This is a genomic window from Psychromonas sp., assembly GCF_047632955.1.
Classification (GTDB): Bacteria; Pseudomonadota; Gammaproteobacteria; order Enterobacterales; family Psychromonadaceae; genus Psychromonas.
On the sequence record NZ_JBLIED010000009.1, the window covers coordinates 94,964 to 118,744 of the forward strand.

The following is a 23,781-nucleotide window of genomic DNA, read 5'->3' on the forward strand; positions in this document are numbered from 1 at the left end:
ATTAGCCCTTTTTTAATACTGAATATCTGTCCAACGCATTTAATCTTGCCTGCTTGTGTTCAACGATTGCGTTTACCGGAAAATGAATTTTTTTGTTATCAAATTCATTTAGTTCTTTTATATACTTACGGATGAACAGCCCTTCTGGATCAAATTTTTGACTCTGTATAATAGGGTTGAAAATTCTAAAATAGGGTTGTGCATCACAACCAGTACTCGCAGCCCACTGCCAGCCACCGTTATTAGACGCTAAATCACCGTCGATCAGTTTACCCATGAAATAATTCTCACCCCAACGCCAATCGATCAGTAAATGCTTAGTTAAAAAACTGGCGGTGACCATTCTTAAGCGGTTATGCATCCAGCCAGTTTCATTTAACTGACGCATCGCAGCATCCACCAGTCCGTAACCCGTACGCCCTTCACACCAAGCTTTAAAGTCCTCACGGTTATTATTCCAAATGATATTATCCGCCAGTTTGTTGAAATTTTTGCCTTTACATAATTGCGGATTAAGGATCATAATATGGCGATAAAATTCTCGCCATACAATTTCATTTAACCAGCTGAAAACGCCGGAGTCCTGGGCATCTAAAGCATAGGGGAAAGCTGCCAGCACCTCATTCACACAGCGCTTGGCACTGATCACCCCGAGTCTTAAATAAGCGGATAACCCGGATGTACCATCCAGAGAGGGAATATCTCTATTGTGATGATAATCCTCTATGTCCTGTAATAAAAAATGCCGTAAACGGCGCAATGCTTCACGCTCGCCGGCAGGCCATGCCTGGCTGGATTTTTTATCATAATTAAGGCTTACATTTTGCGCCCGATTAGCATCTAAGGGCGATGCTTGAGCTCTGGGTTTAGGTAATGGTCTGATATCTGTCTGTTTTATTTTTTTCATCCAGGCATTTCTAAATGCGCTGAATACTTTATACATATCACCTTGTAGGGTGACTACGCTGCCCGCTTCTAAAATACAATCACACTGATAGAGTATTAAAGGTAAGCCGGCTTCTTTAACCGCTTGATCGCGCTTTTTTTCATTAATTTCGGGCTCTTCATTGGCATGAATAACCTCGATATGATGTACTTTTTGAATCTGCTTAAGTCGTGCCGGAATCTGAGAAAAATCAGTCACCTCTTCGATTAACAGGGGAATACCTAATGCACACAATTCAATACTCAGACTTTGTAAGTTTTGCTCAATAAAATCAGCTTGAATAGGCGCTAAGTTGTGACTTTTCCATTGCCCGGGAGTAACAAAATAAATGCCTGTTACCGGGCCTTTTAAACAAGCATAATATAAAGCCGAATTATCGGACGTACGTAAATCGTTACGAAACCACACCAATTGCATTCTTGTCATCCTTTACAATAAAAATAAAATATTTTGTTAATGCGAATAGCGCAGCTTTAATTCAACGGGATGAGGATGCAGGTAGACCTGCTGCTTTAGATAAGGATCCGGATATAAAGTCAGATAATGAGTAATCAAAGTAATCGGAACCATTAGCGGGAGCAAACCTTTGCGATATTTATCAATATTATTTGCCAAATCCACACGCTCGACACTGCTAAGTGAACGCTTAAAATAGCCCTGCAAATGCGCGAGCGTATTAGTGTGGCTTTTACGATTAGGTAAGGTTTTAAGGGTCGCCATAAAGCCTTCAATGTACTGTTTGGCGATCACCTCAATAGCTTCTTTGCTGCCGCCTAATAGTGGGCCTAATTTATAATAAAGCTTGGCATTATGGGCCATTAATAAGTATTTATGCTCGGCATGAAACTGAATAAGTTTGCTAATACTTAAACCACCTGCAACTAATGATTGCCACTTATGATAAGCATAAACGCGAGTAATAAAATTTTCCCGTAATAACAGATCATTTAAACGGCCGTCTTCTTCTACCGGCAGCAGAGGATGATCCGCCATCACTTTTGCAGCAAACACGCCAACTCCGTCACGATTGCCCTGATTGGTTCCCTGTTTATAAAGGGTTACCCGCTCCATACCGCAAGTAGGTGATTTGGCGCAGAAAATATAACCGCTCATTGGCGTTAATAAAGGGCTGGTTTTTTCGCCGAATTCAGTTAATTTTTCAGTGACTTCAAAACTGCCGTCACTGGCAATGACACGAATCAGATCGGCATCCTTAATCAAGCGAATCGCTCTTCTAGGTGCCCCTAACCCGATTGCCATTTCCGGGCAGATAGGCTGGAATTCAAAATAACTGGCCAAGACTTTAGTGCAATATGAACTCTGCTTATGCCCGCCGTCAAAACGAACTTTATTACCAATTAAGCAACTGCTGATACCAACTTGAATTTTTTGATCTGAAAACTGATACATATTTTTACCTTGTTTATTTTAAATGCAGGTTGATAGGGCCTGCTGATCTTTAATAAATTAATTGACCAAGCGGATTAAGTGCCTTGCTGAGGCCTGCAACAAAATGCAGCGGCGCGTCTTGAACCGCGTAACAGAGACAGCCCTCCTCGGTAAACGGCGTATGCGCGAGGCTGTTATCCAGCCAGATGAAATCGCCTTTGTTATAAACACCATTTTCATCGCTAAAAGTCCCGGCTAATAACAGTGTAAGCTCATAACCTTTATGGGTGTGGCTGGGAATGGCGCTATTTTTGCTAATGTGTAACAAACTGGCGCGAACATTATCTGCATCCTTAACAATACGCGCACGACTTATCGCACCAAAAGCAGACCATTTAAGATCCTTAAAATGAGTAAATGCCCGCGGTAACTGGTACTGAGTCCCGGCAACAGAAATGCTATTAATCGAGGCTCTTTTGGGTGCCGCTGATAACTCGGGTTGATGCTCAAAAATTTTCTCTAGCATGTTAGAAAAATCAATATCATTCGAGACATCCTGAGCGTCAAAAAGCACGGACTGCTGAGCGGTAATTTGTTGCGTAACTGTGGCGCATTGAGAACACATTTCAAGGTGCGCACTCACCGCAATTGATAACGACAGAGGGAGTTTGGCTGCGCTATGGCCGACTAATAATTCTCGTGTTGGATGATATTTAATCAAGATCTGCCTCCAATTTTGATTTTAACTTTGATATCGCCAATCTAAGCCGGGATTTAACCGTTCCTAAGGGGAGATCAAGATGAGTGGCTAATTCCTGCTGAGTCATTTCCTGTAAATAAATCGCTTCAACCACTTGTTTTTGGTGTAAGGGTAAACTGCCAAGATGGCTTAATAATAGGCGTTTCTGTAAATGGTCGTCTTGATCGTCAGACGGTTGATCATCAACAATAGGCCAAAGATCATCACTGATAGAATCTTCTTTCTGGGTTTGTTTTTTACGCAGCATATCAAAACAGTGATTACGCATTAGCGTGTAAATCCAGGTGCTGGCTTTGCCTTTATCAACATTAAACAAAACGGCTTTTCGCCATACCAATAACATCGTCTCCTGTACCAAATCCATGGCCTGCGCTTCTTGTTTAAAGCGTTGCAGACCATGCGCACGAATTCTCGGTGCAAACCATTTGAAAAGCTCAGAAAATGCCTGTTTATCCTGCTTTGTTGCAACCAGCTTTAACCACAAATTTATTTGTAATTGCTGATTATCTAGCGAATTAAGTTTTATATTATTCAATGCTATATCCGTCGAGTTATGAGCTATCCTAACTATCATATTTTATATCACCCCAACATTATAGGACCAACTTATCAGCTTAAACCTCTTATACGATAGAAAGTACATCAAAGATCATTAAATAATAATTTTTATTAGCGTCTACGTAATAACTTCACGGATAAAATCAATAGTAGGCTCTAGAGTGCTTTGCTCGGCAAGCCAGTATTTTTTGTCCGCAGGCACGGGTAATATCTCTAACCAACGCTGGCAAATCCAACTCAAATTATCAAAACCCTGCAGGTTTACCCGATCAACATATAAAGGGATAGAAGTTAATACAAGTTTTAAGGGGGTCAGCATAAACTCATATTGAGGCGTCATTTGAATCGTTTCCCATCCATTCACCACAGTCACATCGGCATGCATTAAACCGTCATCATCTGAGATTATATCTTTAAATGTAAATCTTTCAATCCCTTTGATATCAATGGTTAAAAAACCATTTACATCCTGATCAAAATTATAAATTTCAACTCGCGTGCCAATATCATAAAGACTATGGGACTCCTTCGGCAGGCATAAACCAAAACCTTGACCCGTGCACAGGGCATCTGCTACCAACCTTTTATAGCGCGGTTCAAAAATCCGTAATCTTGTTATACCTTCCGGTAGTAAAAAAATAGACAGTGGGAATAAAGCTAATCTCATTGAACTCTCCTTTATATGATAGCGAATACGAGAAAGCCGGGCGATTTGATCACTTTCAATGGCAAAATATGTTATAAAAATGAATACCTGAATCAAAAGCAAAAAGTGATGATCCCATCCATTGATGGTAATAAATATTAGGTTTTTATTTTGGAGAAAAATGCAAGAATTTGAACAGCAGATATTCACCGCACTGTTTTATCTGCCCGCCGGCAAGCTTACGACCTATGGGCGCTTATCTAAATCTGCCGGTTACCCGAACCATTCCCGGCAGGTTGGAAGGATCCTTTCCCGCCTTCCCAAAAACACCAAGTTGCCATGGTTTAGAGTAGTTAATTCAGCGGGTAAAATTTCGCTGAGTGGTGATGCTTTTAAAGAGCAAAAGAGGTTATTAGAAAAAGAGGGGATGACAGTGACTGCGCAGGGGAAAATCCAAGGGTTTAAAAAATATTTAAGCGATTAAATAAATAAAATTTATTTAATCGCAATTAACTGCTATAAAGTTATTTTCACCGCGCCCTAAGGAAAAACGATGATCCAGAGAATATTTTTGCTCTGCCTATTAACATTGTCTTCATTTGCCAATGCTCTTCCCTATACTCTAAAAATTACCGAGCAGGAGCTGCAGAATAAGCTCTCTAAACAGCTGCCAATAGAAAGAACGCTCGCTTATATTTCAGCTAAAATATACGATTCTCGCATCGATTTAATTGAAGGAAGCGCTGAAATTGGTGTTTTTACCCATCTGGAGGTAACTGTACTGGATAATATTAAAGGTTCTGGTCAAGCATATGCAAAAGGGGTTCTTATCTACAACCCGGAGAAAGGGGCTTTTTATCTTATTAATCCAAGCATTGTCTCTTTAGAAATAAAAGATATACCAGCGGATTTTATACCGGAAATAAAAAGAATTGCTCAATTAAGCCTAGAACAGGCGCTGAAAATTCATCCTATAAATCTATTTGATGATCAACAGATACAACAAAAAATGGCTAAGTCATCATTGCAATCCATTGTGGTTAAAGACCAAGCATTGCTGATCAACATGACTCTTCTATAAACCCTATTCAGGCCTTCTTTAAGGAGATCTTAACATTTTAAACGTTGACCAAAGTACATGCATTTAAGTGTGTTTAATTAAATGTTAAAGTATAATATCGGCGATTTTTATTAACCAGATGGTATTCCAAGTGACAGAATTAACCCTTACAGCTATTCGCAAGCAATTGACTGCATTAAATTTTAATGCGGATAAAATCAAAATTATAACCGTCAGTGCAATGGATGCGGAGGCTTTAACAGACTGTACCAGCAAAGAAAATGAGAGTTTTTACAACAGTTATATGAATGTTATCTATCGCCGCGGTGAAAGATATGTACTTGGATATCGTGGTGAAGATCCTTTGCTTGAACATGCCATCATTAAAAAAGGGGATCTCTATTTTGACCCGACACAACAGGCTAATGATGCGTTTATCCCCTATCAGTTTGCGGTGTTAACTGAGTTTAAAATCTTTGATATGATGAAACATGCTAAAACAAACAAAGATTTTCCGCCTGATGTTGATTACCTGCTGAGCAAAGAAAAACATTTCAAAAATATTATTAATAGCAAAAAATAAAAAAGGCGCTAACAGCGCCTTTTTCTATGGATAGTCTCTAGCTCTTATTACTTAGCCATTTTTTGTCCGTTATTAACCGCTGCATTATACTCTTCAGCTGAAATCACACCGTCAGTATTGCTATCTAACTGCTCAAAGGTCGGGCGATGAGGACGATCTCCTTTTTTACCCTGTTTATTCATTCCTGCACGAGCATTAAACTCATCGGCTGAAATTGCGCCGCTGGCATCGCTGTCAACTTTATCAAAGTTCGCCAATAAACGTCCGCGCACTTCATCTTTGCTTAACATACTGTCACTGTTTTGATCTAACTGCTCAAAGGTCGGGCGATAATCACAATTTCCTTTGTGCCCTTTTCTACCGTCTTTATTCATTCCTACACGGGCATTAAACTCGTCGGCAGAAAGTGTGCCGCTGGCATCGCTGTCAACTTTATCAAAGTTCGCCAATAAACGTCCGCGTACTTCATCTTTGCTTAACATACTGTCACTATTTTGATCTAATTGCTCAAAGGTCGGGCGATTAGGACGATCTCCTCTTTTACCGTCTTTATTCATTCCAACACGGGCATTAAACTCATCGGCTGAAAGTGTACCGTTGGCATCGCTGTCAACTTTATCAAAGTTCGCCAATAAACGTCCGCGTACCTCATCTTTGCTTAACATGCTGTCACTGTTTTGATCTAACTGCTCAAAGGTCGGACGAGGACCACGATCCCCTTTGTTCCCTTGTCTACCCATATTAACCGCGGCATTAAATTCTTCAGGGGAAAGAGTGCCATTACCCTCGTTATCAAGTTTATCAAAGTTTGCTAATAAACGTCCGCGCACTTCATCTTTAGATAAAAAACCATCGCCATTTGTATCCAGTTCGGCAAATGTCATACGTTGTTTAACAGTAGGTGTTGCCGCATCCTGATTCTGCTGCGCAGCGAAGCTTGTACTGGTCGTTGCCATTAATAAAGCGCCAGTGATCAATAGTAATTTTTTCATGATGTTGCCTCTTTTTATTGTTGAATTAAGTGAAATTATTAGAAAATCATCACCTTGGGTCGTAATGATTTTCTTTATGAATAAACTATAGAGCGCAACTGTGTAGGAAATATGGAGAAAAAAAGGATTTTTACAGCGTTAATTTATAACCTATGCCGTAAATAGATTTAATGCATTCACTTTCCGGAGCAACATCCTGCATTTTTTTACGTAAATTTTTGATATGACTGTCAATCGTCCGGTCAGTTACGATGCGACCATCGGAGTATATCAGGGTCATTAATTGCTCTCGGCTAAAAACTTGTTCCGGATGTTTATTAAACACAGACAATAAACGAAACTCTGCCGGGGTTAAAATAATTGTCTGCTGGTTAAGGGATGCCTGCATTTTTTGTTCATCAATCTGCAATCCCGCATATCCCTGCTGGGCAGGGTTGCCTTCTTTAGAACGGCGTAAAATATTTTTAACTCTGATCACCACTTCTCTGGGACTGTAAGGTTTACAGATGTAATCGTCTGCCCCCAATTCTAAACCTAAAAGGCGATCTATTTCATCAACCCTTGCGGTTGCCATCACCACGGGTACCTGGCTGAATGTGCGCAGCTCCCGATAGATATCAAGACCGTTACGCTGCGGTAACATTAAATCCAGAATCAACAAATCAGGCTGATGATTTTTAACCCACTCGATGACTTCCTGTCCGTTATCAATAATGTGTGTTTGAAATCCAGATTGTATAAAGTACTCGCATAAAACGCTGGCAAGTGCCGGTTCGTCTTCAACAATCAGAATCGTTTTATCTTGATAATTCATCTTTTAAATATCCTTGACAGGGAGGGTTATTTTAATTTGCAGGCCGCCTAAAGCGGAGTGATTGGCATAAATGCTGCCACCATGTGCTTTAACAATATTTTGGCAAATAGACAAACCTAAACCAGAGCCTCCATTGGCTCTACTGCGAGATTTATCAACACGAAATAAACGCTCGAATAATTTCGGCAGCGCATCATCGGGCACGGCAGGAGCACTGTCTTCGATAATCAGTTCAACGGTATTTAGACGCTGCGACAAAGTAAGCTTAAGCTTCCCATCGGGATCCGTATAACGATAACTATTTTCAAAAAGATTTAAAATGAGCTGCGATAATGCATTAGGATCAGCCTGTAACAGTGTTGCCTGGCTTGAATCATAACAACGCTGCAGATGGATATTTTTTTCAGCTAATCGCAGTTCATTCTGATTGGCAATATTATCTAACAAGCACGTCAAGTTTACCTGCTCTGCGGTTTTAGTCAGCACCCCCGCATCAGAAAGTGATAATTGATAAAGATCATCAACAAGGCGACTGAGATTCATTACCTGCTCATGTAATGATTTAATGTACTTAGGCTCAGGTTTGCGAATACCATCTTCGATCGCCTCTATCTCACTGACTAAAACGGCAATTGGCGTGCGTAATTCATGAGATATATCGGCAATCCATTGCTCTCTTGAGCGTTTTTGCAGCTTCAGCGTTTTGGTTAATTTATTAAAGGTTTTTGATAATTCGGCTAGCTCATCCTGCCCCTTCACTTGAATTTGATAGTTAAAATCGCCGCTTTGTAATGCCTGCACGCTATGATCCAGATTTTTTAAAGGGTGAAGAAAATGTCGAACCAGTAATGCGGCTACCACAAAAGAAAACAACGCTGCCCAAGCGGCAATCCAGTAAAAATTATTTAATTGCTGTTTAAAAAAACTTTTAGTTAATTTCCCAGTGATCATCTCTTTTTGTATAATAGCAATCCAGCCAATATTTTGCTCATCCAATATAATGGGCACTTTAATAAACTCCCCTCCTTCATTATGCTGTTTAATTTTTCTGGCTCGATGCAGCACTGCTTCTCCCTGTACATTTAACAGAAAAACCCGCGGGTTTATTAGCAACGGCTCTTGAGCCCGACGTGAATTCGGCCTTCCTCTAGGAGAGTGTTCACCTACTTGTTTTAAAAGATTTGTCCATAAATCGGGCCGTTCGCGAATAATCTGCCAGTCATTTTCAGGCGAATAATATTGACTGACCTGCTCAGCAATAACCTGCATTTTTTCTATTTCTCGTTGGTTAAGGTAATCCTGCAATCCGGTTTGAAAACTATTGTTAATCAGTAATGCCATACCGACCATCATGATAGAGCTGATCAGTAACAATGAGATAAATAACTTTCGGAAAAGGGTTAAACGCATTAGGGATATCCTAAGTAATTAATGTAGGGTCATCGGGTTATAGGGATCGCTATTTATAACCCTCTTTGAAAAATTTAACCTCGGCAGCTACCACGTCAAAGTGCATAACGGCTCCCCTATGGTAAGCAAATTATTTATTATTATCTACAGTGTTAGTGAACAGAGCTTGATGAAAAGTTAACTTGTTAAGCCGCCAGTCCCCATTGAGCTATACTTTTAATATCATTTTCATTGAGGGAGATCTTCCGATGAGCATTGCAAACAAAGTGAGTGAATACCTAGATAAAAATCACATTAAATATCAGTTATTGCAGCACAAACCAAGCAAAAACTCCCTTAGCTCGGCCATTCAAGCCCACATTAAAACATCACAACTTGTCAAAGCGATCATGCTTGAAGATCTTCAGGGCGGTAAATTGATGGCCATTTTACCGGCAAGTCACAAAATCAGTTTAAATGCATTGAATAGCCATTTTAATCGCCAGTTTCGGCTTATGAAAGAATCTCACATTTACGAAATTTTTGAAGATTGTAAACACGGTGCTGTTCCTCCTCTCGCACAGGCTTATGAAATCGATAGAGTTTATGATGAGTTTTTAATGCAGCAGGATAATTTATATTTAGAAGCAGGTGATCATATTTCTTTAATACAACTTTCTCAGGAAGGGTTTAAAAAATTGATGCAATACTCAGTCCCTCTAAAGTTTAGTTACCGGTTATTTAATTGATTTATCCTACTAGGACCCTGACAATATTATCAAAAAAAGGGTCCATTAATTATCACTATAAGAGCATATTTATACATTTTTAATATTAAAAATATATAAATTTATTTACCTTTGTATTTACCACCAACCACTATTACTAATTTTGCAGATTCCCGGCGTTGATTAATAGTGACCCACAGCACTTAGCAGTAAAATATTTTTCCTTTCTCTAACAACTTTGTGTTAGATCAAATTCTTAATTATTTTTATCAACTACTTTAAATAAACAAGGACTTGATTTAAGATAACAGGGACTTAATTAGGTGACCGCCGTCATCTAGTTTATAGGCACAAAGCAGGAGGTTAAAATGAATTATTTTTCTGTGTTAATGGATAACTCAGTCGTTGTCACTTTTACGATAATGATGGTGTTAAACGCTATTTTTGCCGGTTATATGAAATACTATTTCATAAAACATAATGGAAAGAAATAAAAGGACTAAAAACCCAAAATAAAAACAAAATAAAAAAATGAGTGTACAAACTTAAGCATTCTTTGCTTAACGACAAAGTGGTGAAAATATATTTTCACCACCCTGTAAAACAGCCTTACCAATCAAATCTTTTTATCCCCTCCCTATGCCAAAGAGTGTTGATCTATTCTTAGTTTATACACGCACCTTACTATATTTTTTAATATTGCCGTTGTTGGGCAAGTAGAAAGCATTTATCCCTTCCTTTATTGCGATAGTATAAAAATGGAAACAGCCATTGCTGCTGCAAAAATCATTGTGGTTTTTAATTGTGTAATAAAATTACATTTTTTTAAAAGTAGGACTTTCAGATTATTATTAATACCTTTCCATGGCCTTTTACTGCATGAAAAGTATGTTATTTGACAGTCTTATATTATTTCCGTGACACAAGTCTCACTCACCCTGACCGCCGATATTGAAGTTATCGCGACTCACGTCACAAAAATTTATTATCAAAAGCCCTATCGGTCTGTTTTGTCTTAATCTTACCAAAATATTTGTGATCTACATCTATGCTATTGCGGGGTTTAGCTGTGTTTTTGTACGCAAGGTCACGTAGCGATACATCTGACGTGCGCTTTTAAAATTATCTGGTAACTTTATCGGTGAAGTTTCAACTACATTAACTATCTCACCAATTTAGGTGAATAAATACACACGGAGCAACATATGCTGTCATCAAAATCTAAAGTCGGAGTGCAAAACTTTGGCCGCCTATTATCAAATATGGTTATGCCAAATATTGGCGCCTTTATCGCATGGGGTTTAATCACCGCATTATTCATTCCAACGGGTTGGATACCCAACGAAACATTATCCACCATGGTTGGCCCGATGATTAAATATATGCTACCGCTCTTAATTGGTTATACCGGTGGTAAAATTATAGCCGGAGAGCGTGGTGCTGTTGTTGGTGCAATCGCGACAATGGGTGTTATTGTTGGTACAGATATTCCAATGTTCATGGGTGCGATGATTGTAGGTCCTTTAAGTGGTCTGGCAATTAAGAAATTTGACCAAGCCATTCACGGTAAAGTGAAAAGCGGTTTTGAAATGTTGGTTAACAACTTTTCTGCCGGTATCCTTGGTATGATCCTTGCGATTATTTCATATATGGTTATCGGTCCTGCGGTTAAAATGTTATCGACTGCACTTGCTGCGGGTGTTGATGTTTTAGTTGCGAATAACTTGCTTCCTTTGACCTCTGTATTTGTTGAACCTGCTAAGATTTTATTTTTAAATAATGCCATTAACCATGGTATTTTCACGCCACTGGGTATAGCTCAGTCAGAGTCTCTTGGTCAATCTATTTTCTTCTTAATTGAAGCAAATCCAGGTCCTGGTTTAGGTCTTCTATTGGCTTACATGGTATTTGGTAAAGGCTCAGCAAAACAATCTGCTCCTGGTGCTGTTATCATCCACTTCTTCGGTGGTATCCACGAAATTTACTTCCCATATGTATTAATGAATCCACGTCTTATTTTATCTGTTATTGCAGGTGGTATTGCGGGTGTGTTCACTCTAACAGTATTTGATGCCGGTCTTATCTCTCCTGCATCACCTGGTTCTATCTTTGCTGTTTTGGTTATGACGCCTAAAGGTGCATACCTTGGTGTTATCCTTTCTGTTACTGCAGCTGCTGTGGTTTCTTTCTTAGTTGCTTCGTTATTGCTGAAAACACAAAAAAGTGTTGCCGGAGATGAAGATGCGCTAGAAGAAGCTTCAAATCAAATGCGTGACATGAAGCAAGGATCTAAAGGTCAAGCGACTGCAAGTGCTAAAGATATGTCTGCTGTTAAAAAAATCATTGTTGCTTGTGACGCCGGTATGGGATCAAGTGCGATGGGCGCAAGTTTGTTACGCAAAAAAGTGTTGGCTGCAAATTTAAATATTGAAGTAATTAACACCGCTATCAATGACCTGCCTGGTGATGTTGATATTGTTGTTACTCATAAAGATTTAACCGACAGAGCACGTAAACATGCACCAAATGCACAGCATCTTTCATTATCAAATTTCTTAGATAATGCAATGTACGATAATTTGGTTAAAGAACTTCAAGCAGCTCAAAGCTAGGTTGAGCAAAAAAGCCTGAAGGCCCTATCTCCCAGGGGCCCAAGGCGACTAAATATTAGAGGCTAGATTTTCTAGCCTTTTTGCATTTAGGAAAATATTGATGATAAAAACCATATATTTTCGCACGGGTAATAGTGGTAGTGGTTTTATTGGTAAGCTTTTATCGGATGCGGGTATTACAGCTTTGTGCATTATTCCGGACTGGTTGTTAGCAGTAAAACGCTTAAACAAGTCGAGCAAGCTTAGCGAAGAATAAAAGAATTACTCAATTAACGCCTGCTTTTACAACACTTATTTATTCTATTAGATAAAAAATCATGCCAAAATTTTCCCGCTTAAAATTTGATATTGATATTGTAGAAACACTTTCTGAGGCGGAAACCGCCTATGTTTTTTTTACCGCCAGTTTTGATCTTTTTGAAGATGCCATTGATGTCTTGATTCAGAATGTTTTTAGAAAAGATGATTATGCAGTAAAATATGCTGTTGATCCCTTGTTAAACAATAAGGGTCCATTGGCACATTTAACTATCCGTACCAAACTTTTATATGGGTTGGGGCTGTTATCTCAAAAGCATTATCAATATATTGATAAATTTATCACCTTAAAAGAAATTGTTCAGTCGGAAGGTAAATCCATCGATTTTCTTTCACCTTCCCTCCTTGAGCTTATAAATACTATTAGTGCAGTGGCTGAAATTCTGCCTTCCAACTTTGACGATGACCAATTAGAAAAAAGTTCTCATTACTTAGTACAAATGAAACAGGAACAAAAAAGGCAGGTCATTAAGTCAGCATTAATTTTGGCAATCACTGAAATCATAAAAGAGCTGCATAAAGAGACGCCATTAAGTTAATAATTAATCGTTCCCGCAAGAAAGTGTAATGCAGCACATTCGAGCACCTGCCATTGCTGGCAAGATCAGTGCATCAAAGACTCTGCTCAAATATATAATACAGCCCGGCATAGGGCATAAAAAAACGCCCGATGCAGTGCATCGGGCGTTTTACCATAACTAAGTGTCAATTGACTTAAAGCTCAGGCCTTCCTAAAGAAAGTCCCTTGCAGAACCACGCTAAAATTAAAGCGTTGCTAATGCCTCATTAAATGTTTTGCTTGGTCGCATTGCCGCTGCCATTTTCACAGGATCCGTATGGAAGTAACCACCCAGGTCGACCGGAGCGCCCTGCGCTGCATTTAACTCAGACAAAATCTTTTCTTCGTTATCAGCAAGTGTTTTAGCAAGAGGAGCAAATAGTGCCTGCAGTTCAGTATCTTTCGACTGTGCGGCTAGCGCCTCTGCCCAATACATAGCAAGGTAAAAATGACTGCCACGGTTATCAATCTCTTTAACTTTACGTGATGGTGACTTATCTTCTTTTAAGAATTTTCCGTTAGCAGCATGTAATGCTTCAGCAAGAATGACCGCTTTCTGGTTGTCTGTTTTTTGTGCAAGGTCTTCAATAGAAACAGCCAATGCCAGGAATTCACCTAGGGAATCCCAACGTAAATGCCCTTCTTCGATAAACTGCTGAACATGTTTAGGCGCACTGCCACCAGCACCCGTTTCAAACAAACCACCACCGGCAAGCAAAGGAACAATTGAAAGCATTTTTGCACTTGTACCAAGCTCTAAAATTGGAAACAGATCGGTCAGGTAATCACGTAATACATTCCCTGTCACAGAGATAGTATTTTTACCTTCAGACACTCGTTGCAGGGTTATTTTAATCGCTTCAACGGGCGATAAAATACTAATATCCAAACCGTCAGTATCGTGATCTTTTAAGTAACTATTCACTTTAGTGATAAGGTTTGCATCGTGAGCACGTTTTTCATCTAACCAGAAAATAGCTGGTTGTCCGGTTGCTCTGGCACGACTGACCGCCAGACGTACCCAATCTTGAATTGGAATGTCTTTAGCCTGACACATGCGCCATATATCACCTTCTTCGACAGCATGCTCCATTAAAGTATTGCCCGCTTGATCAGTCACTTGAACGCTACCTGCTTCTTTAATAATAAAGGTTTTATCGTGCGAGCCGTATTCTTCCGCTTTTTGAGCCATTAAGCCCACGTTTGATACATTGCCCATGGTCGCAGGGTCAAAGGCACCATGCTCACGGCAGAAAGAGATAGTCTCCTGATAAATACCTGAATAACAACGATCTGGAATCATCGCTTTAGTATCATGAAGTTTTCCATCTAAGCCCCACATACAACCGGAAGTACGGATTGCAGCCGGCATAGAGGCATCAATAATCACATCACTTGGGACATGTAAGTTAGTGATCCCTTTGTCTGAATCAACCATTGCAAGTGCAGGACGTGTGGCATAAGCCGCTTCGATATCAGCTTCAATCTGCTCTTTTTGTGCGGCGGGTAAATTGGCTATTTTGGCATAAACATCACCCAGACCGTTACTTGGATCGACACCCAACTCAGCAAATAAAACAGCGTGTTTAGCAAACACGTCTTTAAAGTAAACCGTTACCGCATGACCAAACATAACCGGATCAGATACTTTCATCATGGTCGCTTTAAGATGCAGAGAAAGCATGATGTTGTTATCGATAGCATCCTGCATTTGCGCTTCGTAAAAATCACGTAACGCAGAACAACTCATTAGCGATGCATCAATTACCTCATCTTTTAATACCGGTGTTGATGCTTTTAATACTGTGACAGCACCGGAAGTCGCGGTAAATTCAATTTTGACATCATCATTTTTGGTTAATACAACGGACTGTTCGCTGCCATAAAAATCACCTTCGGGCATATCTGCAACATGTGATTTTGAATCTTTAGACCAAGCTCCCATGCGGTGCGGATGATCCTGCGCATACTGTTTAACCGCATCAGCAACACGACGGTCTGAATTACCTTCACGTAAAACCGGATTTACCGCACTGCCTAATACTTTTGCGTAACGCGCTTTTGCCTCTTTTTCTGCCGCTGTTTTTGCATCTTCAGGGTAGTTTGGAATATCAAAGCCATGCGCTTGCAACTCTTTAATGGCAACATGAAGCTGTGGAATTGAAGCACTCACATTGGGTAATTTAATAATATTAGCCTGCGGTGTTTGAGCAAGCTCACCCAATTCGCTTAATGCATCGGCATGTTTTTGTTGATCACTTAAATTATCAGGGAAAGTAGCAAGAATACGAGCAGCTAAAGAAATATCGCGCGTTTCAACCGTTATATCTGCGGCCTGTGTATAGGCACTAACAATGGGGAGTAGAGAATACGTTGCAAGTGCAGGTGCTTCATCCGTCTGGGTGTAGATGATCTTTGCAGATTTATCTGTCATATTTATTCCTTTAACAAGTTTTATGATGTCTATAGGCTATTTATCTACCAAAACAATTGACCGTAAAGCAGATTTATTAGTTATAACGCACGGGTCACAAATGTTGTGGATTTGTTACTTTGTGATATTTTCGTGCATCATAATAACGAAAATTGTTCAATAGTCCAACAACCTCCGATCTATTTTAACTTTATAAGCCCGCAGTTTCATTTCCCCAATATATTATAAAGGTCAAAACAGCTGTGCTTGTTTTGTCTATCAATAGTATCTTCTGTTACAATTTATTCTATTTATTTTTAAGGTATTTTCGTGGTAAAAGCTAACAATTCCAATAAAAAATCAACCTGGCCTTTGAAAACCAAAAGCGCTAACTCGGCAAGGCGCCCTGCAGGCAAACACAAAACCAATAAACAACCGCAAACACAGGTTAACGATGCAACCCGCAAAATACTTTTATTTAATAAACCCTTTGATGTATTAAGTCAGTTTACGGATCAGGACAATCGGCAAACATTAAAGGACTATATTGATATCCCGGAGGTCTATGCTGCGGGTCGATTAGACAGAGATAGCGAAGGATTATTGTTATTAACCAATGATGGCAAGCTGCAGGCCCAAATAACTGAACCCAATGCTAAAACCACTAAAACTTACTGGGTACAAGTTGAGGGCAGTCCGGCTGAAACGGATCTGCAGAAACTACGTGATGGTATTAATCTTAAAGATGGTTTAACCCTGCCCGCTCAAATAGAGATAATGCTTGAGCCTGAGATTTGGCAGCGCAATCCTCCTATTCGCGAGCGGGCAAATATTCCTACTACCTGGCTGAGTATTACTATCAGTGAAGGCCGTAACCGTCAGGTACGGCGTATGACAGCGCATATTGGGTTTCCAACCCTGAGGTTGATTCGTTATCGGATTGGTAATTGGACCATTGATGGAATTGATAATGGCAGTTATAAGCTGCTTTGATTTTCTTTTTAGCTTTCACTTGTTGTTTTCGTCGACGAATAAACTACTCATCGTCATTCTCGAGATGTTTTAATCGAGAATCTTTAATGAGTTTGTAACCTAGCTGATTTGATTGGTTTGCAGGCTTTCGCTTGAGGCATTTTTGTATCTTTCGTTGTTGGTCTTCCGCTCTTGACAGCGTGTTACTTTCACTCGCTCCCATGTTCTGCTTATACATAACCGATTTTTTGATTGTAAGCTTTCGCTTGGGGCATTTTTTGTATCTTTCGTTGTTGGTCTTCCGCCCTTGACGGCGTGTTACTTTCACTCGTTCTCATGTTCTGCTTATACATAACCGATTTGTTTGATTGTTGGCTTGCGCTTGCGAGCTGATATTTTATCTTTCGTCGTTGGTGTTCCGCCCTTGACGAATAAAAACCATCAGCTAACAAGCGAGAACCTACCAACCAGCGTCAGCAGCAAAAGCGGAATTAGTGAAAAAAGATGAAAATGAAAAGATGAGACATATATGGATACTCCACATCCCGATTATCTTTATGAGCACATCTTTTACAAAAATCATTTCGAAACTCTGATATGATAAATAATGGTATTTCTGTTGGAAAACAAAAGCCTGGAGAATAGAATTCTTCAGAAAATAAATAGAATCATGTTGTTTTCGGATTACCACCTACTGATTTATGCCTTGGAACCATTGAAAAAAATAGAAGAGACAAAAATGAAAGAAAAAATAAATCGATTGGTGGTCTTTTTGTTCCTGCTCGTTAGCATCTTGTTTTACCCATCAATGTCGCAGGCCGTGCAAACTTCTACCGGGGCGGGCAAAATACAATCGCTGACGACAGCCAGTCAGATAGTGCCTGAAGCTGACAAAGATAATTTATCATTGACGGTCGAAGAACTTTCCTTCCTTGCAGTTCATCCCATTATCCGTGCCCACAATGAACAGAACTGGATTCCGTTTAATTTCTATCGTGATGGGAAACCCCAGGGATTCACCATAGATTTAATGAATATTCTGGCAAAAAAGCTTGGCATCAAAATCGAATATATCAGCGGCCCCACCTGGGATGATTTTATGGGAATGTTGAACAACAAAGATATAGATATCATAGGCAATATGGTGGAAACCGAGGATCGCAAAGAATTTGCGGTTTTTACTCTGCCGATCATTAAAAATCCCCTTAATATTATCAGCAAAACCAATACACCCTTTAGAAATCTCAATGAACTGGAAGGTCATACAGTGTCTATTGTAAAAGGTTTTTGGTATCAAGATTTATTACAAAAAAAATTCCCGGCGATAAAGCTTCACCTGGTGGAGACCAGTGTTGACGCGCTGAAAGATGTCGCTTTTGGGACTGCGGACGCCACCATCGATATTGGGGTCGTGATGCAGCATCTCATTCTAGAGAACAACATTCCCAACCTCACTATTTCCGGAGAAACTAAGATTCCAGGGGGAGAAAACTTTTATAATCGTATTGGCGTTCGAAAAGATTGGACACTTCTGGCGAGCTCCTTGGATAAGGCTTTGAAGTCGCTGACATTTCAAGAGGAATATCAGCTGAAAAAAAAATGGCTTACTATGCAATCAAGCACGGAAATGACGCGTATAAAATTAACCGAACAGGAACAAAGCTATCTTAAAATCCATCCGACAGCTTCAATCGCCTTGATAAGTGATTATGCCCCATTCTCATATGAGGAGAACGGTGAGGTAAAGGGTTTTGTCAAGGATCTTCTACTGCTCATTTCTAAAAAAACCGGCCTTGAATTTGTCCAAAAAGTAGATTATTGGGGCAATAACCTTAATAAATTCAAGAAAAAAAAGGTCGATATCATCGCGGACATTTCTTATAAAAAGGAACGGGAATCATTTACCCTTTTTACCACACCTTACTATCAGATCCCCGTGGTTATCTTTACCAGAGAGGACTTTAAAAATTTTCAGGGCTTGAAAAGTCTCCAGGGGAAAAAGGTGGGCATTCAGCAGGGTATCTTTTATGAAAAAGAACTTCGCGAAATGGGTGGAATGGAAGTTGTCGGCTTTGAAAATTATGAAGATCAATCTAAGGCATTGGCCTATGGAAAAATTGACGCATTAATTCAAAATCTGTCTGTCATTAATTATCAAGTGCGCAAATATGGTCTCAGCAATATCCGGGTTGCTGGAGAGTTTGGGCTGCAAGGCGTAGGAAAAGAAGATTTGCGTTTCGGTGTTAGGACTGACAAAAAAATATTATATAATATCCTGCAAAAGGGGCTGGATGGCATCAGTGACGAGCAGTTGGCTATAATAACAAATCGCTGGCTTAGTACGGACTTGAAGGCAATCGATTCGAAAGAAACTAAAATTTTGCTCTCCTCAGCTGAACAGCATTACCTCGAAAATCGCAATGAGATTCTGATGTGTGCCAATCCAAACTGGATGCCATTTGAGTCAATCAGCAAGGCTGGCATCCACCAGGGGATGGCGGCTGAATTTATGAATATCATCGGTCAGAGGATCGGTAAAAGTATCAAGTTAGTGCCAACAAAAAATTTCAGCGAGACCTTGAGTTTTTCGAAACGGCATCAGTGTGACATTCTATCTATGGCGCAGGAAACAACAGAGAAAAAAGAACATCTCAACTTTACGGAGCCCTACCTCCAGACCCCTATTGTTATTGCCACTCGATCCGACGAGCTATTCATCGATGATATAAACAAAATTTCAAATAGAAAATTTACGGGTGTTAAAGACTTTGCCTATATAAACAAACTGAAGAAAAAGTATCCTGGTATCATTATTGATGAAGTTTCTTCTGTCGAAGAGGGTATTGAAAAAGTTCGTTCGGGCGAGGCCTATGGCTTTATCTTTTCCATGGCAGCCATCCACTATAAAATCCAACAATCAAGAATAACTGACATTAAGATCGCAGGTAAATTTGATCTGAACAATGATCTATCTGTCGCGGTGCGCAATGATGACCCGATGTTATTTTCTATTATGCAGAAAGCGGTTGGGTCCTTAACAGACGCAGAAAGACAAAATATCTATAATAAGTGGGTTTCCATCGTCTTTGAAAAAACCTTCGATTACTCCCTGCTTTGGAAAATACTGGCTATCTTTCTTGCGCTTCTGCTTGGTATTTTCTATTGGAATCGCAGATTGACAATGATGAATCGGGCCATCCAGAAAGCCAATATGGCCAAAAGTGAGTTTCTGGCCAATATGAGTCATGAGATTCGTACACCCATGAATGCCATTATTGGCTTATCTGACCTCGCCCTTAATCAGGATATGACTCCGAGGTTGAGGGATTATCTTTCAAAAATACATTCTTCTGGAAATTCTTTATTGGGAATAATTAACGGTATTCTCGATTTTTCAAAAATAGAGGCAGGGCAACTCGATCTGGAAAATATTGAATTTTCTTTGCTTGATGTTCTGGATAATATCTCCAATACCTTTTATTTCAGTCTGGCAGAGAAAAAGATTGAGTTGATTACCTCCATTGATCCTGATGTGCCCTGGCATCTTATTGGTGATCCTCTACGAACAGGTCAGATATTCACCAATTTGATTAACAATGCCATCAAATTTACCGACAAGGGTGAGATTAAGATTTGTGCTTCTTGTCTGGGAAAAGATGACCAACAGGTGAGATTGCTTTTTTCAATCACTGATACGGGTATCGGGATTCCAAAAGACCGGATTGCCGACCTGTTTGAGCCCTTTGCTCAAGCCGATAGCTCGACCTCCAGAAGACACGGCGGAACAGGTTTAGGTCTATCGATTTGCAAACAATTGATTGAGAAAATGAATGGGAAGATCTGGCTCGAAAGTGAACAGGGAAAAGGAAGTGTTTTTTCTTTTGAAGTTGAGTTTGGCGTCAGTCAAGCTGCTGAAGATAACAGATTACTGCTACCTCCAGCGCTGACAGGCCTACATGCCCTAGTGGTTGACGATAATCCCGTTACCCTAAGGGTAATAGAAAAGATGCTGATTCATCTAAAATTCAATGTTACGACTGCAGAGTCTGGAGAAAAGGCGCTATCGGTACTGGAAAATGCGCTTGGAAATAACGCGATTGACCTGACTATCATTGACTGGCAGATGAGTGGAATGGATGGAATTGAAACAGCTAAAAAGATAAAAGAAAATCCGTCTATTCCCAAAATACCAATGGTTTTAATGTCTGCCTCTGATAGGGATGGTTTGCTCGGCCAAAAGTCGAAAGAAGTTGGCTTTGATTCTTTTGTGTTAAAACCCGTTAACCGCTCAATTTTGGTTGATACTATACTCGCTGTTTTTGGTTACAGGGATAATATCAATAAAAACCTGAAGAGAAAAATTAAAGTAGACTCTGCAAGTTTGAATGCAATTGGGGGGGCAAAAATATTGCTGGTTGATGACAATGAAATTAACCGCCAGGTGGCCAGAGAATTTCTGGAAAATGCGGGATTGCTCGTCATAGCAGCGACCAATGGGAGAGAAGCGCTGAATTCTGTGCAAAGCCACACATTCGACGCGGTGCTTATGGATGTTCAAATGCCGGAAATGGATGGCTATGAAGCCACTCAAAAAATTCGCAGATGGGAAAGCGCGCGGGTTGATCTAAAGCCTGCCTATGGCTCTCCCGTTTTACCCATCATCGCCATGACCGCCCATGCTATGGAAGGCGATAAAGAAAGGTGTCTTGCAGCAGGAATGAATGATTATGTCACCAAACCCATTGATACAAGAAAATTGTTTGAGATTCTCAGCAGCTGGATTAAGCCTGGCGAGAGGAAAAAAGCTGAAATTAAAGTCGCCTCTGAAAAAGATGACACTCAGATTCCGGCAGAGATCAGTGGAATTGATATTGAGACAGGACTTCAGCGAGTAGGGGGAAACAAAAAGCTTTACAAATCATTACTTCTGACTTTTGTTGATAAACATTCTCAAACAGTTGAGCAGATAAGAAGTGCCTTAGAGGGCAATGAGATCAAAAAAGCCGCAGATCTTGCCCATTCCTATAAAGGGGTCAGTGGCAATCTCGGAGCGACAGCACTATTTTCATTAACAAGCGAATTGGAACAACTCATTAAGCAGGACAGGCAATCTGAAATCAATGAATTGCTGAACAAGCTTGAGGAAAAAACTAAAATCATGACCCATTCCATTGCCCTTTTGCTTAGGCGCGAGAAAACCGTTGAAAATACAGGCTCGGACTATAACGTGGCATCATCGCCTGTTGATATTTCTCTTCTGACAGTTGTCCTGGATTCATTAACATCCTGTCTGCGGGACAATGATCTTGATGCCATCGACAATGTTAAAAAATTAGCGGCTATAACAGGTCCTGAGCATCAACAGGGCTTAGAAGAAATTGAGGATCTGGTAAATGATTTACAATTTGAAGAAGCAGCTCTGAAATTGAAAGAGCTGTGCAATTCACTTGATGTTTCGATTTAAGGTGTGATTATGCCGGAGAAAATTAAACAAAAAATATTAATTGTCGATGATATTATTGATAATATTAAGGTATTAATCGATCTGCTGAAGCCAGAATATAAAACATTTTTCGCGGCTAATGGTGAAAAAGCCCTTGAATTAGCTCAAAATATGTCCCCTGATATTATCTTATTGGATATTGTAATGCCGGAAATGAATGGCTTTGAAGTATGCCAGAAATTGAAATCTAACCCCATCACCTGCGATATTCCGGTTATCTTCATATCGGCAATGAGCGAGATTGGGGATGAAACAAAGGGCTTAGAAGTCGGTGCGGTGGATTACATTACCAAGCCGATTAGTCCGGCGATCGTTAAAGCTCGAGTGAAAAATCATTTAAAACTTCGGGGAGCCATGCAGGAACTGAAACGACTATACAACACAGCACTTGATTCCAATCCCATGACCGGTCTTCCTGGTAATAACAGTGTTGCAAAACAGATTAAAAGTACCTTGGATACTCAACAAAATTTATGCGTAATTTATTCTGATTTGGACAATTTTAAAGCATTTAATGATAAATACGGCTTTGCTTTGGGGGATGAAGTCATCAAGTTTACCTGCCAGGTTTTTAAAGATGTTGTCGATGAGCTAAGTGTCAAGGATCCATTTATCGGTCATATCGGCGGGGACGACTTTGTGCTGATGGTGCCATCTGAACTGACTCAAACAGTCGCTGAAAAAATCATTCTACGGTTCGATCAAGGCGTTATTAAGTTTTATTCCAGCGAAGATGCAGGAAGCAAGTGTATTCAGTCTGTTAACCGCCAAGGTAAAAGCGAGGCCTTCCCATTAATGTCAATCAGTTTGGCAGGTGTTGATTTGGCACATGGTGTCTACAAAGAGTACATGGAAGTGAATGATGTCTGTGCGACCACCAAAAAAATAGCAAAATCAATGCCGGGGAGTAGCTTTTTTTTAAACAGACGAGATACAAAAACATAAATGAGTCTGTTGACTTACTGGAATTTTGGTTAGAGTTCAAGACGTATGAAAAAATAACCATGGGCATGACATTGATGTTTAAATGATTTTTTTGTACCCGCTGACCATAAAGCAAGTACTGCTTAAATTCTGCTACCATTAATAGATTTAGAGCCAGTTGGCATTGGGTGCTCCTGCCTATTCCACCGCTCCATATTCTGCTTTTAACCTGCAGCTTCTTTGGCAACTCTACTACCATAATATTATCCATCAGCGAAACCATGCCCATCGCCGTGGTACGGTAGCCTAAAAAATATCCACCCTGTACTCTTTTAAAAAGTACAGGGATAGGTGAGAGGTTGCCTTCTCCAATCTTGCTGTTTTTTCCTCGGCAAGAGTCAATACTTTTTATTTTAAAATATCAGTAGCCCGCTAATCAGCCTATTCGCCTCATCAAGCATATAAACCCGACTGTAGCGGTTATACCAAACGCATTAATAAAGTGATCTGATTTACTATTTAAAATTGATCATAAATTTAATGGCTGTCTTACTTGAACGCCAACTAGCACCAACCATGACAACAAACGCATAGCTCGTAGGGTGCATTCTATGC

Annotated in this window: 19 protein-coding genes; 10 read left to right on the plus strand and 9 right to left on the minus strand. The window is 39.9% G+C overall.

From position 1 onward, the window contains the following. Position 1: 1 nt before the first annotated feature. The 5 genes from phrB to ACJAZP_RS08330 all read right to left on the minus strand — a co-directional run bounded on the left by phrB (position 2) and on the right by ACJAZP_RS08330 (position 4,320). Positions 2 to 1,363 carry a deoxyribodipyrimidine photo-lyase gene (gene phrB / locus ACJAZP_RS08310; protein ID WP_415230278.1) on the minus strand — a complete coding sequence of 454 codons (1,362 nt, stop codon included), beginning with the start codon at positions 1,361 to 1,363 and terminating at the stop codon, positions 2 to 4. 36 nt (positions 1,364 to 1,399) lie between these two features. Next, positions 1,400 to 2,356: a YbgA family protein gene (locus tag ACJAZP_RS08315; RefSeq protein ID WP_415230279.1), complete on the minus strand. Its 957-nt coding sequence runs from the start codon at positions 2,354 to 2,356 to the stop codon at positions 1,400 to 1,402. Positions 2,357 to 2,405: 49 nt separating this feature from the next. Then, complete coding sequence (locus ACJAZP_RS08320; RefSeq protein WP_415230280.1) at positions 2,406 to 3,056, minus strand: ChrR family anti-sigma-E factor; 651 nt, start codon at positions 3,054 to 3,056, stop codon at positions 2,406 to 2,408. Then, complete coding sequence (locus ACJAZP_RS08325) at positions 3,049 to 3,669, minus strand: sigma-70 family RNA polymerase sigma factor (RefSeq protein ID WP_415230281.1); 621 nt, start codon at positions 3,667 to 3,669, stop codon at positions 3,049 to 3,051. Before ACJAZP_RS08325 ends, ACJAZP_RS08320 begins: the two co-directional genes overlap by 8 nt. Before the next feature lie 102 nt (positions 3,670 to 3,771). Beyond that, complete coding sequence (locus ACJAZP_RS08330; RefSeq protein ID WP_415230282.1) at positions 3,772 to 4,320, minus strand: LON peptidase substrate-binding domain-containing protein; 549 nt, start codon at positions 4,318 to 4,320, stop codon at positions 3,772 to 3,774. Positions 4,321 to 4,480: 160 nt separating this feature from the next. On the opposite strand from ACJAZP_RS08330, the gene ACJAZP_RS08335 reads away from it, so the two are divergent. From ACJAZP_RS08335 to ACJAZP_RS08345, 3 genes are all read left to right on the plus strand, one after another. Next, on the plus strand, positions 4,481 to 4,783 hold the full coding sequence (locus tag ACJAZP_RS08335; RefSeq protein ID WP_415230283.1) for an MGMT family protein: 303 nt from the start codon (positions 4,481 to 4,483) through the stop codon (positions 4,781 to 4,783). Between the two features lie 69 nt (positions 4,784 to 4,852). Then, a complete protein-coding gene (locus tag ACJAZP_RS08340; RefSeq protein WP_415230284.1) occupies positions 4,853 to 5,380 on the plus strand; it encodes a DUF1439 domain-containing protein in 528 nt (175 codons plus the stop codon). Positions 5,381 to 5,510: 130 nt separating this feature from the next. Continuing rightward, positions 5,511 to 5,942 (plus strand): hypothetical protein, encoded by a 432-nt coding sequence (locus tag ACJAZP_RS08345; RefSeq protein ID WP_415230285.1) that lies wholly within the window; start codon positions 5,511 to 5,513, stop codon positions 5,940 to 5,942. Between the two features lie 47 nt (positions 5,943 to 5,989). On the opposite strand, the gene ACJAZP_RS08350 is transcribed toward ACJAZP_RS08345, so the two are convergent. From ACJAZP_RS08350 to ACJAZP_RS08360, 3 genes are all read right to left on the minus strand, one after another. Next, the gene (locus ACJAZP_RS08350; protein WP_415230286.1) at positions 5,990 to 6,934 is read right to left on the minus strand and encodes a hypothetical protein; all 945 of its coding nucleotides are present in this window, start codon (positions 6,932 to 6,934) and stop codon (positions 5,990 to 5,992) included. A 130-nt stretch (positions 6,935 to 7,064) separates the two neighbouring features. Then, the gene (locus ACJAZP_RS08355) at positions 7,065 to 7,748 is read right to left on the minus strand and encodes a response regulator (protein WP_415230287.1); all 684 of its coding nucleotides are present in this window, start codon (positions 7,746 to 7,748) and stop codon (positions 7,065 to 7,067) included. 3 nt (positions 7,749 to 7,751) lie between these two features. Next, positions 7,752 to 9,158, minus strand: a complete 1,407-nt coding sequence (locus tag ACJAZP_RS08360) for an ATP-binding protein (RefSeq protein WP_415230288.1) — start codon at positions 9,156 to 9,158, stop codon at positions 7,752 to 7,754. A 248-nt stretch (positions 9,159 to 9,406) separates the two neighbouring features. Between ACJAZP_RS08360 and ACJAZP_RS08365 the strand changes: the two genes are divergently transcribed. The 4 genes from ACJAZP_RS08365 to ACJAZP_RS08380 all read left to right on the plus strand — a co-directional run bounded on the left by ACJAZP_RS08365 (position 9,407) and on the right by ACJAZP_RS08380 (position 13,334). Then, complete coding sequence (locus tag ACJAZP_RS08365; protein ID WP_415230289.1) at positions 9,407 to 9,886, plus strand: YbaK/EbsC family protein; 480 nt, start codon at positions 9,407 to 9,409, stop codon at positions 9,884 to 9,886. Between the two features lie 1,184 nt (positions 9,887 to 11,070). Next, positions 11,071 to 12,477, plus strand: coding sequence for a PTS mannitol transporter subunit IICBA (locus ACJAZP_RS08370; RefSeq protein WP_415230290.1), 1,407 nt, complete (start codon positions 11,071 to 11,073; stop codon positions 12,475 to 12,477). Positions 12,478 to 12,577: 100 nt separating this feature from the next. Next, positions 12,578 to 12,733 carry a hypothetical protein gene (locus ACJAZP_RS08375; RefSeq protein WP_415230291.1) on the plus strand — a complete coding sequence of 52 codons (156 nt, stop codon included), beginning with the start codon at positions 12,578 to 12,580 and terminating at the stop codon, positions 12,731 to 12,733. Positions 12,734 to 12,794: 61 nt separating this feature from the next. Beyond that, positions 12,795 to 13,334, plus strand: a complete 540-nt coding sequence (locus ACJAZP_RS08380; protein WP_415230292.1) for an MltR family transcriptional regulator — start codon at positions 12,795 to 12,797, stop codon at positions 13,332 to 13,334. Between the two features lie 225 nt (positions 13,335 to 13,559). Here ACJAZP_RS08380 and ACJAZP_RS08385 read toward each other — a convergent pair whose 3' ends face one another. Next, positions 13,560 to 15,788, minus strand: a complete 2,229-nt coding sequence (locus ACJAZP_RS08385) for an NADP-dependent isocitrate dehydrogenase (protein ID WP_415230293.1) — start codon at positions 15,786 to 15,788, stop codon at positions 13,560 to 13,562. Positions 15,789 to 16,097: 309 nt separating this feature from the next. Between ACJAZP_RS08385 and ACJAZP_RS08390 the strand changes: the two genes are divergently transcribed. From ACJAZP_RS08390 to ACJAZP_RS08400, 3 genes are all read left to right on the plus strand, one after another. Then, complete coding sequence (locus tag ACJAZP_RS08390) at positions 16,098 to 16,760, plus strand: pseudouridine synthase (RefSeq protein WP_415230294.1); 663 nt, start codon at positions 16,098 to 16,100, stop codon at positions 16,758 to 16,760. Positions 16,761 to 17,358: 598 nt separating this feature from the next. After that, a complete protein-coding gene (locus ACJAZP_RS08395; RefSeq protein ID WP_415230295.1) occupies positions 17,359 to 22,203 on the plus strand; it encodes a transporter substrate-binding domain-containing protein in 4,845 nt (1,614 codons plus the stop codon). Positions 22,204 to 22,212: 9 nt separating this feature from the next. Beyond that, positions 22,213 to 23,187, plus strand: coding sequence for a response regulator (locus ACJAZP_RS08400; RefSeq protein ID WP_415230296.1), 975 nt, complete (start codon positions 22,213 to 22,215; stop codon positions 23,185 to 23,187). Positions 23,188 to 23,781: the final 594 nt, after the last annotated feature.